A 13,691-nucleotide genomic window follows, 5' to 3' on the forward strand; every position below is an offset into this window, starting at 1 on the left:
CTTGTCCGGTACGTCCTGCCGCGGACGCCTCAGTCGCCCGGTTCGCGCACCACGAGCGCGGAGTTCATGCCGCCGTGGCCGCGCGCGACGACCAGGGCCGCCCGCACCGGGCCGGGCCGCGGCTCGCCCACGACGAGGTCGAGTCCGAGGTCGGCGCGCGGGACGACGGGCGCGCCGGACGGCGGGACGACGTCGTCCCTGATGGCGAGGAGCGCGGTGGCGACGTCCAGGGAGGCGCCGCCGTACAGCCGGCCCGTCCGTGTCTTGGGGGCGGTGACGGGGACGCCGTGCGGGCCGAAGACCCAGGCGAGCGCCTCGGCCTCGATCCGGTCGAGTTCGGGCACCGCCGCCGCGTCGGCGAAGACGACGTCGACCTCCTCGGGGGCCATGCGGGCGTCGATCAGGGCGTTCATCACCGCCCGGCGCAGGCCCGGTTCGCGTCCGCTGCCGGGCGGTGGGTCGAAGGTCGACGCGTGCCCGACGATCTCCCCGTACCGGTGGGCGGCACCCCGCTCGGCGGCCGATTCGGCGTCCTCGACGATGATCATCGCGCCGCCCTCGCCGGGCAGATGGCCGCAGGCCCGCTCGTCGAACGGCAGATAGGCGAGCTCCGGGTCGTCGCGGGTGCTCAGGCGGCCCGTGGCGAGCTGGGCGACCAGGCCGTAGGGGCACAGCGAGGCGTCCGTGCCGCCGCTGACGACGAGCCGGGCGCCGTCCCTGACCACGCGGCGCGCGTGCCCCAACGCGTCCAGGGCGCCGGCCTGTTCGGCGGCGACGACCCCACAGGGGCCGCGCATGCCGTGCCGGATGGAGATCTGGCCGGTGGTCGCGGCGTAGAACCAGGCGATCGACTGGTAGGCGCCGACGTACCGGGGGCCGCGCGACCACAGCCGCTCGATCTCCTCCTGGCCGAACTCGGTGCCGCCGGAGGACGAGGAGGTGACCACCGCCATGTCGTACTCGGGCAGCGTGGCCGGGTCCGCCCCGGCGTCCGCCAGCGCCTCCTCGGTGGCGGTCAGCGCGAGGTGGGTCCAGCGGTCGGTTTGTACGGCGAGGCGGTCGTGGATGTGGTCCTCGGTGCGGTACGCGGAGATCTCGCCCGCGAGCCGTACCGGATAGCCGGAGGCGTCGAAGCGGGTGAGGGGTTTGATGCCGTTCTCGCCGCGCAGGACGGCCGCCCAATAGGGTTCCGCGCCGAGGCCGTTGGGGGCGGCGACGCCGAGCCCCGTGACGACGGCGGTGGCGGCTCTGGTGCGTGGGGCGGTGCGCGGGCTCATCGGCTCCCCCGGTCGCGGGTCAGCAGCATCGCCGTCTGGAAGCCGCCGAATCCGCTGCCCACCGAGAGCACCGTGTCGATGGTGTGGTCGCGGGCGGTCAGCGGCACGTAGTCGAGGTCGCACTCGGGGTCGGGGGTGTGCAGATTGGCGGTGGGCGGCACCACTTGGTGCTCCAGGGCAAGCGCGCAGGCGGCGACCTCGATGGCGCCGATCGCGCCGAGGGAGTGGCCGACCATCGACTTGATGGAGCTGACGGGTACGTCGTGGGCGTGTGCCCCGAGGCTGGCCTTGAACGCGGCTGTCTCGTGCCGGTCGTTCTGCCGGGTGCCGGAGCCGTGCGCGTTGATGTAGTCGACGTCCGTGGGGTCGAGCCTGGCCTTGTCGAGCGAGACCCGGATGGCCTCCGCCATCTCCCTGCCGTCGGGCTTGAGTCCGGTCATGTGGAAGGCGTTGGAGCGGTGGACGCCGGCCGCCACCTCGGCGTAGATGTGCGCGCCCCGCGCCTTCGCCCGGCCCTCCTGTTCCAGGACGAGGACGGCGGAGCCCTCGCCGAGCACGAAGCCGTTGCGCTCCAGGTCGAAGGGGCGCGAGGCGTGTTCGGCGTCGTCGTTGCTGGGCGACGTGGCCTTGATCGCGTCGAAGCAGGCCGAGGTGATGGGCGAGATGGGTGCGTCCGTGGCGCCCGCGATCATCACGTCGGCCGACCCCTCGACGATGAGCTGGCGCCCGTATCCCACGGCGTCGAGGCCTGAAGTGCAGCCCGTGGAGATGAGGTTGACGGGTCCTTCGGCGCCGCAGGCCCGGGCCGTCTCGACGGCGAGACTGCTGGGGACCATGTAGTCGTAGAGCTCGGGCACTCCGTAGCGGTGGTCGACGAGATGGTGCTTGCCGCCGTCGCTGAGGACGACGTACTCCTGTTCCAGGCCTGTGGTGCAGCCGACCGCGCTGCCCAGGCTCACGCCGGTGCGGTGCGCGGGCAGTTCGTCGGTGAGGCCGCTGTCGGCGACCGCCTCGCGGGCCGCGGTGACGGCGAACTGGGCGGCCCGGTCCATCCGGCGGATCTCCTGCGGGCTCAGTCCCTCGGCGGCCGGGTTGAAGTCGCATTCGGCGGCGATCTGGGAACGGAACCCGGTCGGGTCGAAGAGCGAGATGCGCCGGGTCGCGGTCCGCCCGTCGGTGAGCAGCTTCCAGAAGGCCTTGGTGCCGATGCCGCCGGGTGCCACCACCCCGATGCCCGTGATGACGGCCTTGCGGGGGTTCACCTGGCCTCCTCGGCGAGCGTCTCGGTGTCCACGTGCCCGAGTTCGGGGCGCGGCGCGAGCGGTCCGAGGTGGAAGACGATCCGGGCGGGTACGTCCCCGGTGTTGCGCACCCGGTGCCGCATCCCGATGGGCACCATCAGGCCCTGGTCGGTGCCCAGTTGATGGGGTACGTCGTCGAGGTCGACGGTGACCGAGCCCTGGACGACGTAGAGGAACTCCTCGGAGTAGGGGTGGTAGTGCTCGCAGACGCGGTCGCCGGGGTCGATGAGGGCGACCCCGAGGAACCCGGAGGTCGAGCCGACGGTCTTGGGGCTGAGCACGGTGCGCAGGTCGCCGCCGCGGCGGCGGTTGGGCGGCGCGTCGTCGAGGGAGACGACGGGGATCCGGGACGTGGTCACGCTTCCTCCTCGGGCCTGGCGGTGCCACTGGGCGAAGACGGGTGCGGGTGCGGGGGATGCGCGAGCGACATCGCACAGCGCGTGAAGAAGGCGCGGAAGCCGTTCTCGGTGGTGAGGTCCAGGTCGATGTCGAGCAGGTCGTTCAGCTTCGCGCCGAGACCCGAGTAGGGGACGACGCGGGCGAGGTGGCCGACCTCTTCGTCGGCGTCGGCGGTGGCCTCCCAGAACCGCACGACGGTGTCGCCCCGCGCGTAGACGGCGCTGCTGACCAGGGCGGACGACAGCCGCTGCGAGGTGCCGGGGGCGATGCCCGCCGCCAGCAACTGCCGTAGCTCCGCGGCCCGTCCGCGCCGTACGGGATAGAGCAGGGCGCGGCGGTGCGGCGGGCGCGGGCCGGTGTGCGGCTGTGCGAAGTGGGCCCTGCGCACGAGCACGGCGGAGCGCAGGAAGCCGCGGGTCGAGCGAGTGCTGGGCACGGCACAGCACTCGCGCAGCACGCGCTCCGCGTCCGGGTCGGGTGCCGGGTCCGGGTCCGGCGCCGGGCGCCGGCCGTCCCCCGTGGTGTTGTCGACGAGGTGCAGTACGGTGCCCTCGGCGGTGAAGGTCGCGAGCGGCGCCGGCCCCGGCCGGCGCCCCAACAGCCGTGCGAGCCTCTCTTCTTGACCAGGCGTTACTGGAATGCCCAGCGCGATGCGTGCCATGCGTGGCTCCCCCCGTGAAGCTGGTCGAGCGGTCTTGGTCCATCGGAAAACTTCCGATGGACCGAGCCTGCACGCCTGCTCTCAGGAACCTGCAAGGGCTGGCACAAGGAGCCAGGTCAGCCGCCTGTCCCCGCCTCCTCGCGGGGCCGTTCGCCGCCGGGCGCGCGGAAGGTCTGCGGCTTGGCGCGGACCATGAGCAGGGTGACGACGAGGGCCAGGGCGACGAAGCCGACGCTGACCGAGAGGGCGGCGGACCAGCCCTCGGTGACGGCGTGGGCCACCTGTCCGGGGGCCGGGCGGCCGGGCGGCAGTTCGTCCTTGGTGGTGTCGGCGGCGACCGTGCTCAGCGAGGCGAGCCCGACCGAACCGCCCACCTGCTGAGAGGTGTTGAGCAGCCCGGCGGCCAGACCCGAGTCCTCGTCGGCGACCGCCGCGACGGCGGTCATGGCCATCGGGACGAAGAGGAGACCGAGCCCGGAGCCGAACAGGAGCAGTCCGGGGAGCAGTCCCGACGCGTACTCCGTCGTCACGTCGATCCCCGAGAGCCACCACAGTCCGCAGCCCATCGACAGGGTGCCCAGGGCCATCAGGGGCAGCGATCCGGTCCGGGTGACGAGGCGGGCGGCGACTCCGGAGAAGGCGAGCACGCAGAGCGCGTTGGGCAGGAACGCGACGCCGTTGCGCAGCGGCGAGTAGCCCATCACCTCCTGCACGAACTGGGCCAGGAAGAACAGCGTGCTGATCAGGGAGGCACCGACGAGGACGGCCACCGCGTACGCGCCCGCGCGGTCCCGGTCGGCGAAGATGCGCAGCGGCATCAACGGCTGGCTGCCGCGCGCCTCCAGGCCGACGAAGAGCAGCAGCAGGGCCACGGCGGTGGCGATCGACGTCACGGTCCACACGTCCGCCCAGCCGTGCTGCGGGGCGCGGACGAGTCCGTACACGAGGAGGGTGAGGCCACCGGTGGCGGTGATCGCGCCCGGGATGTCGAAGCGTCCGGGGTGGCCGGGGGTGTGGCGCAGCAGCAGCCGGGCGCCGACGGCGATGGCGATGCCGATGGGTACGTTGACCCAGAGCACCCAGCGCCAGCTGAGCGAGTCGGTGAGCGCGCCGCCGAGCAGCAGCCCGATGACCGCGCCCGAACCGGAGACCGCGCCGTACACCCCGAACGCCGCGTTGCGCTGCCGCCCTTGGGCGAAGGTGGTGCTGACCAGGGCGAGGGCGGTCGGTGCGATGACGGCGCCGGCCGCGCCCTGGACCGCGCGGGCGGCGATCAGCCAACCGGGTCCCGGCGCGAATCCGCCGACGAGCGAGACGAGGGTGAAGACGCAGACGCCGGTGACGAACATCGAGCGGCGGCCGAGGATGTCGCTCGCCCGGCCGCCGAGCAGCAGCAGTCCGCCGAAGGTCAGCGTGTAGGCGTTGAGCACCCATTGCAGGTCGCCCTGGGCGAAGCCGAGGTCGCCGCGGATGCTCGGCAGGGCGATGGTCACGATGCTGATGTCGAGGACCACCATGAGCTGCGCTCCGGCGATCACCAGGACGGCGGGGAGGAACGGCGGCCCTTTGGGGGTGGTCGGGTTCGGGGCGGTCGGGTTCATGTTCGTACACCCCTCTCGGAGGGGGCACCGGGCGGCGCCCGCCGAAATAGTAGACCAAATGGTTCTCTATTCAGTAGGGTAGAACCATTCCGGATGACGGCACCCGCGGGCGCCTGAAGTCAGCTGAGAAGGGGGACCAGGTGACGGCCGATCAGGAGACGGAGACGGAACCGGAGCGCCCGGTCCGCACCCGCCGCCGCGGCGCGGCCCTGGAGGAGGAGATCTACGCGGCGACGATCGCCGAGTGCGCGGCGGTCGGGTACGGCAGGCTGTCGCTCAAGGGCGTGGCCGCGCGGGCCCGCACCGGCAAGGCGGCCCTGTACCGCCGCTGGAGCACCCCCCAGGAGCTGCTGCTCGACGCGTTCGCCCACCTCATCCCGGTCGCCGAGGAACTCCCCGAGACCGGGAGCCTGCGCGGGAACCTGCTCGCCGCGCTGCACCGGATGAACGACTCGCTGGCCGGCCGGATCGGGCCGCCCGCCATGGTTCTGATGGGTGATCTGCTGCGCCATCCCGAGCTGGTCGCCGCGTTCCGTGCCCGGATCGTCGAGCCGCGCCTGGAGGCGATCCTCGCGGTCCTGCGGCGCGCCGCCGACCGGGGCGAGATCCCGCCCGAGGCCGTGACCCGGCTCGCCGCGCGGACCGGCCCGGCGCACATCATCATGCACTTCCTCATGAACGGCACGCCCCCCGACGACGGGACCATCGAGAGCGTCGTCGACGAAGTGGTTCTGCCCGTCCTGCAACCGAGCACCGCCGCAGAGGAGACTCGGAATGCCCCGAAACGAAACCGGCACGGCTGCACGTCCTGACACCGCCGCCCCACCCGCGCCCACCCCGATCCTGAAGATCCTCAACGGGGTGCACAAGTCGGCCGTGCTCCGGGCCGGCATCCAGCTGCACGTCTTCGACGCGCTGGCCACCGGACCCTGCACCGCCCGTACCGTCGCGCTGTCGATCGAGGCCGACGAGCGGGCCACGCGCATTCTGCTCGACGCCCTCACCGGCATCGACATGCTCGAACGGACCGGCCACGAGTACCGGCTCACACCGGTCTCCGAGCGCTATCTCGTCTTCGGAAAGGACTCCTATTTCGGCGACGCGGCACGCATCCAGACCCATGACTTCCTCTGGGAGGGCGACCGCAGGCTCGCCGACGCGGTGCGCGCGGGCGGCAGCGTCCTCACCTCCGAGAGCCGCCACGAGCATCCGTTCTGGCGGGAATTCGCCCAGGCCAGCGGCCAGTTCGCGGTGCAGGGCGCGCGCTTCACGGCCGGTCTGCTGGGCCCCTGGGCCACCGCGCGCGAGGAGCTCGACATCCTCGACCTGGCCGCGGGCAGCGGTCTGTACGGCTGTCTGCTCGCCGCCGAGTTCCCCGCGGCCCGCGTGACGCTGCTCGACTGGCCCGACGTGCTCGGGACCCACCGGTCCATGGCGCAGCGGCTGAGCGTCGCCGACCGGGTCACCGAGATCAGCGGCGATGTCCGCACCGAGCCGTACGGCGGTCCGTACGACCTCGTGCTGCTCAACAACGTGCTGCACAACTTCGGTGAGCGCAGCTGCGTCGAGCTGCTGACCAGGGCGGCCGACGCGCTCAAGCCCGGCGGCCGGGTCGTGGTCCAGGACTTCGTGCCCGGCGGCCCCGACACCGACCCGGAGGGCGTCGCGCGGATCTTCTCGGTGCTGATGCTGGTCATCACCTCCGAGGGCCAGGTGTACGACGGCGACCAGATGCAGGACATGCTCGCGGCGGCGGGCCTGAGCATCGTCTCGCGGCACGAGGCGCCGCACATGCCTACGTCGGTGCTGCTGGCCGAGCGCGTGGTCTGAGCCGAACTCCCCTTCCGTACGACTGCACTGCCACCGGTACGACGCCGGTGGCGCCCGCCCGGCTATCGGGCGGTGCCACCGGCACCCTGGGACCCCGAGCCGTCGGCGTCCATCCGGGCCAGGTCGACCCGCGACCTTATGCCCAACTTCCGGAAGATCTGCCGCAGATGGAAGCCGACGGTGTGCGGCGAGAGGAACATCTGGGTGGCGACCTGCCGGTTCGTCAGTCCCTGCGCCACCAGCGCGGCCACCGAGCGTTCGGTGGCCGTCAGGCTCGCCCAGCCGAAGTCTGGGCGGTCCGCGTGCGTCCAGTGCCTGCGCCGCACCCCGCGTTCACGGAGTTTCCGGCGCACGCGGGCCGCGTCCCGTCCGGCGTCCACGCGGGCGTACCCGGCCATGGCGCGGTCGAGGGCGGCCACGGCCTCCTCGTGGTCGTCCGTGCCCCGCAGCGTGCCGAGGTCCTCGGCGGCGGACGCGCGGGACCAGGCGTCCGGATGCTCGTCCACCGCCCACCGCAGTCCCCCGGCATCGGCCTCGTGCACACCGCGGGCGTGCGCGGCGGTGACCAGCAGCGCGGAGACGCCCGGGTTGTCGGCGGCGAGCCCGGCGATCAACCCCGCCGCGGCATCGGCCAGTTCGGGAAGACCCGCGGGGCGCGCCGCACGGATCAGCCACACGGCAGCCGTCGGCTCCTCGACGATCAGCCGGGCCAGCGCGGCCCGGTCGCCGTGCAGGTCACCGAGGGCGGACCGCACCCCCGCGTGGTCGGCGCGCGCGGCGGCCACCTGTGCCGATATCCAGTCGGCCCGCACCCGGCCCAGGCGGGCCGCCTCGCCCTCCTCGTCGCGGGCCGCGTCGCGCAGCAGCGCCGCCTGCTTCTCCGCCGCGACGAGTTCGCCCCGCCACAGCGCCGCCTCGGCGAGGACGGTCAGGCCGAGCGGCACATGCAACGGCACCCCCGCCTCCTCGGCGGCGCCGAGCCCTGCGGTCGCCGACTCCGTTGCCTCCTGCGGCAGCCCGCGCGCCAGGGCGGCCCGCGAGGCGAGGATCAGCGAGGCACCGCGGAGCACCCACGCGCCGCAAGCGGTGACCTCCTCGGCGAGCGCCTCGGTGACGACGCCCGCCTCGTCGGCCTCGCGCAGCCGGCAGAGCAGCGCGGCCAGGGTCAGCCGGGGCGGCAGATGCCAGAGGGCCGGGGCTCCGCTGTCGGCCCGCTTCACCGCCTCCCGCGCGAGGTTGAGCGCCTCGCCGGTACGCCCGGCGGACCAGCGCGACTCGGCGAGAGCGGCGAGCCGCCCGGGCGGCCGCTCGGCGCCGCCACCCGCCTCCGAAAGACCACCGCCACACTCCACACCCGCCCCGTCCCGCGCCAGCAGCCCGAACGCCCGATTGGCCAGCGCCTCGTCGCGCGGTACACGGGGCGCCTCGTCGAGGAGCCGCTCAGCGAGAAGTCCTCGCCGCCCCTCCGCGCCGCCACCCGCCTCCGAAAGACCATCGTCACACTCCACACCCGCCCCGTCCCGCGCCAGCAGCCCGAACGCCCGATTGGCCAGCGCCTCGTCGCGCGGTGCCCCTGGGGTGCCGGTGAGGACCTGCTCCGCGGCGGTCACCGCCTCGTCGGCTCGGCCTGCCAGGAGCAGGGCGGTCGACAGCCAGTGGCGCAGGAAGGTGTCGCGGGGCGGGCTCAGTGGGCGGGTCAGGGCCTCGGTCGCCAGGGCGATGGCGCGGGGCAGTGGGCCGGCGCGGGTGAGTGCCTCGATGGCCGTGTCGGTGACGGCGTCGCGGGCGGGGTCGGCGGGGCCCGCGATCTCCAGGGCGCGCAGGGCCAGTTCCGCGGCGGCGCCCGGCTCCGACGCGACGACTTCGGCGGCGGCCCGGCCGAGCACGTCGACGGCGCGGCCGTCTCCGGTGCGCGCGCCGTGCACGAGATGGGTCGCGGCGGAGCGCAGTCCGCCGTCCCGGCCGAGGATCATGTCGGCGGCCTGCCGGTGCAGGGCGCAGCGTACGGGCGGCGGGATCGTGGCGAGGAGCGCGAGCCGGACGAGTTCGTGCCGGAACGCCACGTCGTCGCCGTCGCAGACGAGGATGCGGGAGTCCAGCGCCTCCTGGAGCGCGGGCAGGACGCTCGCGACAGGGTCGGCCAGCATGTGCGAGAGGTCGTCGGGCGCGCAGGACGGGCCGAGCACGGCGGCCACGTCGAGCAACAGCCGGGTCGCGGGCCCGAACGTGCCGAGCCGTTCGCGCACCAGCTGCCCGAACCGCCGCGGCGGGCTGCCTTGCCGGGCGTGCGCGGCGAACCGTGCGGTGCCGTCGCTGATGTGCACGGAGCCGTCCTCGGTGAGCCCTTCCACCAGGGCGACGAGCGCCGCCGGGTTGCCGTCGGCGCCGTCGGCCAGGGCGATCAGCTCCGGTGCGGGGACGGCGCCGAGCACCTCGGTCGCGATCTGCCGCACCGCGGGGTCCGGCAGCGGGCCGAGCCTGACCAGATGGGCGCCCGCGGCGATCCGCAGCTGCCGGAAGAGCCGTTCGTTGGCGCCGCCGCCGGTTCCCGCTCCGGCGCGCCGCGCCAGGACCCACACCACTGGCCGGGGTGCGAACCGCGAGACGAGCATGAGCAGCGCCGCCAGGGTCGCCGGGTCCGCCCACTGGAGGTCGTCGATGACGACCGCGGTCGGCGCGCGGCGCAGCCGCTCCTCGACATGCGAGCGGAGCCGGCCGATCAGCCGCGAGACGGATCCGCCGCCGTCGGCCGGCGCGTCGAGGTCCGCGCCGAGCGCCGAGGCGAGCGGCGCGAGCGGTACGGCGCTGCGCACCTCGTCGGCGGCGCCGCGGGCCACGGACAGACCGCGCGCCGACGCGGCCTGCGCCACGTCGGCGAGCAGCCTGCTGCGGCCCGCGCCCGGCGGGCCCTCCACGAGGAGGATCCCGCCGCCGCCGGACGCCGCCGCCCGGTCGAGCAGTTCGCACAGCCGCTCCCACTGGCGTTCGCGCCCCCACCACAGGGCGCGTGAGTGCGGGTCCTGGCCGAGGGCCGGTCCCTGGCGTCGCGACTCCGTACAGACAGCCGTGCTCCCGGTGCAGACCGTCATGCTCCCGCCCCCGTTCTCGCGCTGCGGACTTCGCGGACCCGGAGCCGTGCGACTTCACGAGCCCTGACGTCAAGTCCCCAGGCTGACCATCGCCTGTCAAGGAGCGCTCAGGCGACGCTGATGTCCGACGCCGCGATCGGCCGGCCGCGCACCGGAGGCAGCCGCCCCGCTTTCAGCGCCGGGACTCCTCCCGGAACCGGCCCTCGGCTCCCGAATCGACCGGTGGCAGCGCCCGCAGCGCCCGCTCGGATCCCCGCTCGGTGGCGTACTCCCGCACCAACTCCGGGAACCAGTAGGTACGTTGGTCGGCCGCCGCCCCGTCGGGTCCGGCGGCGTCGAGCAGCGAGGCGTCGGCGAGCCGCATCAGGAGCAGCTCGGCGACGGCCGATCCGACGCCGAGGGTGCGCGCCGCCTGCCCCACGTCGAAGCGGCGGCGCGGCATCAGCGCGAGGCGCAGCGCCATCGTCCGGGTCTCCTCGTCGAGTCTGCTGAAGCTCGCCTCGAACCTGCCGTACAGATCGAGTCCCACGGCGGCCAGTTCGGAGAGCCCGCAGACGCCCTTCGCCGACTCGATGCCTTCGAGCACCGTGGCGACCTGGAGGGTGGGCAGCGCGGCGAGCCGCTCGCCGAGGAAGTTGACCGCGAGCGGCAGCCCTTCCACGAAACGGACAAGACCCTGGGCCGCCTCCGGTTCGGCGGCGATCCGCTCGGGGCCGACGTGCCGGGCGAGGAGTTCGACGCCGGCGCGCAGGGCGAGCGGGCCGAGGCGCACGCTGCGGGCGCCGGGAAGTCCGTACAGCCGGGAGCGGCCGGTGATGAGCACCGCGCATCCCGTGCCGCCCGGCAGCAGCGGGTCGACCTGCGCCACCGAGTCGGCGTCGTCGAGCACGAGGAGCACCCGCCGCCCGGAGGACCAGGTGCGGAACATGGAGATCCGTCCGGCCAGGGTGGTGGGCAGCTCGTCGGTGGGCACGCCGATGCCGCGCAGGATCTGTTCGGTGCCGTCCATCGCGGTCAGCGGAACGGCCCGGGTGCCGCGCAGGGAGAGGAAGAGCTGGCCGTCGGGGTACTCCCGGCGGACGCTGTGCGCGAGATGGACGGCGGTGGCGGTCTTGCCCACGCCCGGCATGCCGATGAGGGACACCAGGGGCATCGCGGTGTCGCCGGAGCCGCGCCGCAGCTCACCGGCGAGTTCCTCGACGACCTTCTCGCGCCCGACGAAGTCGACGCTGTCGCGCGGGAGTTGGGCCGGTGGCCCGACGGCCGTCCAGCGCGCGGGCGCCGGGCCGCGCGGTTCCGGCGCGGCGGGCGGGTCGAGGGTGGAGTCGGCGGCGAGCACGGCCTGCTGGAGGCGCTGCAGCTCGGGGCCGGGTTCCAGGCCGAGCTCCCTGATCAGATGGCGGCGCAGGTCCTGGAAGACCTTGAGGGCCTCGCCGCGCCGGTTGGAGCGGTACAGGGCGAGGATCAGCTTGGCGTACACCCCTTCGTGCAGCGGCATCGCGGCGGCGAGCGCCTTGAGTTCGGCGGTCAGCTGCTGGTGCCTGCCGAGCTGGAAGTCGGCCTCGATGCGCAGCTCCAGGGCGCGCATCCGGCTCTCCTCCAGTTCGGCGGCGTGCGGTTCGAGGAGTTCGCCGCAGTCCACGTTGGCCAGGGCGGTGCCCCGCCACAGCGACAGCGAGCGGGCGAGCAGCCGTCCCGCGCGGGCCGGGTTTCCGGCGGACAGCGCCTCGCTGCCGTCCTTCACCAGGGTACGGAAGGAGTTGAGGTCGACCGCACCGCACGGCAGTTGGACGAGATAGCCGTTGGGCCGGGTCAGCAGATGGCAGGGGCTGGTCAGGCCCTGGGGCTCTTCCAGTGCCCGGCGCAGTTCGTATATGTAGGTGTGGACGGCGCGCACCGCTTTACTGGGCGGTCGCATTCCCCACAACTCGTCGATGAGCTCCTTGGTCGACACCACTTGGTTGTGCCGCAGGATCAGGAGAGCCAGGGTCTTTCTCAGCTTGGGCGCACTGGGCGTTCGTATGTGATCGCCGGCGAGTACCTCGAAGTTCCCCAGGACCTGAAACCTCATACGGGCTTCCCCCAGACTCGCTCTACAGCTTTTGGAGCGTATGCCGATTGGTACGGTCAAATCGCAGCATACCGCGATCCACTTGATCGATAGAGGGAGAGGCTATTTTGGCTCAATTCAACCCTAGCTCGGCGCCGTTGCCTTTTGTTCAAAGTCCGGCCCCGGCGATCTGACGCACCTTCAGCCGAATCTCTTCGGGCCCGTGAAAGACGATGTCGTCCGCATACTTGACCCTTACGTCGGCCGCATCCACGGACGAAAGAAATTCCAGCATGGACCGGATGGCATTGCCGGTCTCCAGGCGGGCCAGCCCGTAGCCGAGGCAATGGTGGATGCCCATGCCGAAGCCGAAGTGCCGCCCGACGTCCCGTCCGATCCGCAGCTCGTCGGGGTCGGGGTAGCGCGCGGGGTCCCGGTTCGCGGAGCCGAGGACCAGGGTGAGCTTGTCGCCGCGCCGCACGGCACGGCCGCCGACCCGTGTGTCGCGGTAGGCCCATCGGGTCACCATCTGCACCGGCGAGTCGTACCGGATCAGCTCGTCGACGGCACCGTCCACCTCCTGGGGTCCGGCGCGCAGTTCGGCCAACGCGGCGGGCGCGGCAAGCAGCGCGAGCGCCGCCTTGGACACCACGTTGGAGGTGGCCTCGTGCCCGGACATCAGGAGGTGCACACACGTCCCCACCAGCGCGTCGTCCGTCAGCGGTCCGTCGCCGTCGCCGACGGCCACCAGTTCCCCGATCAGATCCGTACGGGGCGTGCGGCGCCGTTCGAGCACCGCCGCCCGGAAGTAGTCGTCGAGCCGCCCCGCCGCCTCGTCGGCCCGCGCGAGCCGGGCCGCCCGGTCGCCGGGGCGGAAGCTGCTGCCCTCGCGCAGCGCGAGCGCGTGCCCGCGCAGCTCCGCCCGGTCCGCCCGGTCGACGCCGAGCGCCTCCAGGACGACGAGCAGCGGCAGCGGGGCCGCGTAGGCGCCGACGAGTTCGACCGTGGCCCGGCCTTCGAGTTCCCCGGCGAGATCGGCGGTGATCCTGCGTACCGCCTCGTCGAGTTCTCCGCTGCGCAGCCGCTCGGCGAAGCGGTCGGCGATCAATGAGCGGAGCCGGCCGTGCGCCGGCGGATCCATGAAGACGAGCCAGTTCTCCACGCTCCTCGCGAGCCGCGGAAATCCCGGCGGGATGAGCGGGGGCGGGGTTCCCTGACCCCGGTAGGCGACGGCAGCCCTGCGGCCGAATTGACGACCCGTCAATACCCGGGCGACATCGTCGTGGCGGAAAACGAACCACTGCTGCTCCGGCGCTTCGGCACGCCCCGGCACCAAGTGGACGGGGTCATTCTCCCGGAATTCCCGGTAGAGGTCGTACGGCTCATCGATGTTCTTCCTGAGCCGTTCCAGAAAAGTCCATTCGGTCGGGTCCTGTGCCGTGGCACATACCGGCTCTGACATCGGATTCCGTTCTCCAGGTTC

At 73.1% G+C, this 13,691-nt stretch carries 10 protein-coding genes; 2 read left to right on the forward strand and 8 right to left on the reverse strand.

The genetic code is table 11. The features are described 5' to 3' along the window. Positions 1-29 precede the first annotated feature (29 nt). The 5 genes from ACIBKX_RS08025 to ACIBKX_RS08045 form a co-directional block, all read right to left on the reverse strand. Positions 30-1,277 carry a ketosynthase chain-length factor gene (locus ACIBKX_RS08025; RefSeq protein ID WP_363271055.1) on the reverse strand — a complete coding sequence of 416 codons (1,248 nt, stop codon included), beginning with the start codon at positions 1,275-1,277 and terminating at the stop codon, positions 30-32. Then, complete coding sequence (locus tag ACIBKX_RS08030; RefSeq protein ID WP_363271056.1) at positions 1,274-2,539, reverse strand: beta-ketoacyl-[acyl-carrier-protein] synthase family protein; 1,266 nt, start codon at positions 2,537-2,539, stop codon at positions 1,274-1,276. Before ACIBKX_RS08030 ends, ACIBKX_RS08025 begins: the two co-directional genes overlap by 4 nt. Then, a complete protein-coding gene (locus ACIBKX_RS08035; RefSeq protein ID WP_363271057.1) occupies positions 2,536-2,937 on the reverse strand; it encodes a cupin domain-containing protein in 402 nt (133 codons plus the stop codon). The genes ACIBKX_RS08030 and ACIBKX_RS08035 overlap by 4 nt, the downstream gene beginning before the upstream one ends. After that, on the reverse strand, positions 2,934-3,638 hold the full coding sequence (locus ACIBKX_RS08040) for a SchA/CurD-like domain-containing protein (protein ID WP_363271058.1): 705 nt from the start codon (positions 3,636-3,638) through the stop codon (positions 2,934-2,936). The genes ACIBKX_RS08035 and ACIBKX_RS08040 overlap by 4 nt, the downstream gene beginning before the upstream one ends. A 116-nt stretch (positions 3,639-3,754) precedes the next feature. Beyond that, positions 3,755-5,239 carry an MFS transporter gene (locus ACIBKX_RS08045; RefSeq protein ID WP_363271059.1) on the reverse strand — a complete coding sequence of 495 codons (1,485 nt, stop codon included), beginning with the start codon at positions 5,237-5,239 and terminating at the stop codon, positions 3,755-3,757. 140 nt (positions 5,240-5,379) lie between these two features. Between ACIBKX_RS08045 and ACIBKX_RS08050 the strand changes: the two genes are divergently transcribed. After that, positions 5,380-6,051 carry a TetR/AcrR family transcriptional regulator gene (locus tag ACIBKX_RS08050; protein ID WP_363271060.1) on the forward strand — a complete coding sequence of 224 codons (672 nt, stop codon included), beginning with the start codon at positions 5,380-5,382 and terminating at the stop codon, positions 6,049-6,051. Next, the gene (locus tag ACIBKX_RS08055; protein WP_363271061.1) at positions 6,014-7,069 is read left to right on the forward strand and encodes a methyltransferase; all 1,056 of its coding nucleotides are present in this window, start codon (positions 6,014-6,016) and stop codon (positions 7,067-7,069) included. The genes ACIBKX_RS08050 and ACIBKX_RS08055 overlap by 38 nt, the downstream gene beginning before the upstream one ends. 62 nt (positions 7,070-7,131) lie before the next feature. Here the strand turns inward: ACIBKX_RS08055 and ACIBKX_RS08060 are convergent, their stop codons facing one another. The 3 genes from ACIBKX_RS08060 to ACIBKX_RS08070 form a co-directional block, all read right to left on the reverse strand. After that, the gene (locus tag ACIBKX_RS08060; RefSeq protein WP_363271062.1) at positions 7,132-10,158 is read right to left on the reverse strand and encodes an AAA family ATPase; all 3,027 of its coding nucleotides are present in this window, start codon (positions 10,156-10,158) and stop codon (positions 7,132-7,134) included. A 172-nt stretch (positions 10,159-10,330) separates the two neighbouring features. After that, positions 10,331-12,229 (reverse strand): BTAD domain-containing putative transcriptional regulator, encoded by a 1,899-nt coding sequence (locus ACIBKX_RS08065; protein ID WP_363271063.1) that lies wholly within the window; start codon positions 12,227-12,229, stop codon positions 10,331-10,333. 148 nt (positions 12,230-12,377) lie between these two features. Continuing rightward, entirely contained in the window at positions 12,378-13,670 is a 1,293-nt protein-coding gene (locus ACIBKX_RS08070) for a cytochrome P450 (RefSeq protein WP_363271064.1), read from the reverse strand. Between the last annotated feature and the right edge of the window lie 21 nt (positions 13,671-13,691).

This window comes from Streptomyces sp. NPDC050658 (genome assembly GCF_044457025.1).
Lineage (GTDB): Bacteria > Actinomycetota > Actinomycetes > Streptomycetales > Streptomycetaceae > Streptomyces.

What these genes read in the sequence shown, in the direction of transcription:
- ACIBKX_RS08025 (WP_363271055.1), bottom strand. Translation starts at nt 1,277, where the DNA reads ATGAGCCCGCGCACCGCCCCACGCACCAGAGCCGCCACCGCCGTCGTC.
- ACIBKX_RS08070 (WP_363271064.1), bottom strand. Translation starts at nt 13,670, where the DNA reads ATGTCAGAGCCGGTATGTGCCACGGCACAGGACCCGACCGAATGGACT.
- ACIBKX_RS08065 (WP_363271063.1), bottom strand. Translation starts at nt 12,229, where the DNA reads ATGAGGTTTCAGGTCCTGGGGAACTTCGAGGTACTCGCCGGCGATCAC.
- ACIBKX_RS08045 (WP_363271059.1), bottom strand. Translation starts at nt 5,239, where the DNA reads ATGAACCCGACCGCCCCGAACCCGACCACCCCCAAAGGGCCGCCGTTC.
- ACIBKX_RS08060 (WP_363271062.1), bottom strand. Translation starts at nt 10,158, where the DNA reads ATGACGGTCTGCACCGGGAGCACGGCTGTCTGTACGGAGTCGCGACGC.
- ACIBKX_RS08055 (WP_363271061.1), top strand. Translation starts at nt 6,014, where the DNA reads ATGCCCCGAAACGAAACCGGCACGGCTGCACGTCCTGACACCGCCGCC.
- ACIBKX_RS08040 (WP_363271058.1), bottom strand. Translation starts at nt 3,638, where the DNA reads ATGGCACGCATCGCGCTGGGCATTCCAGTAACGCCTGGTCAAGAAGAG.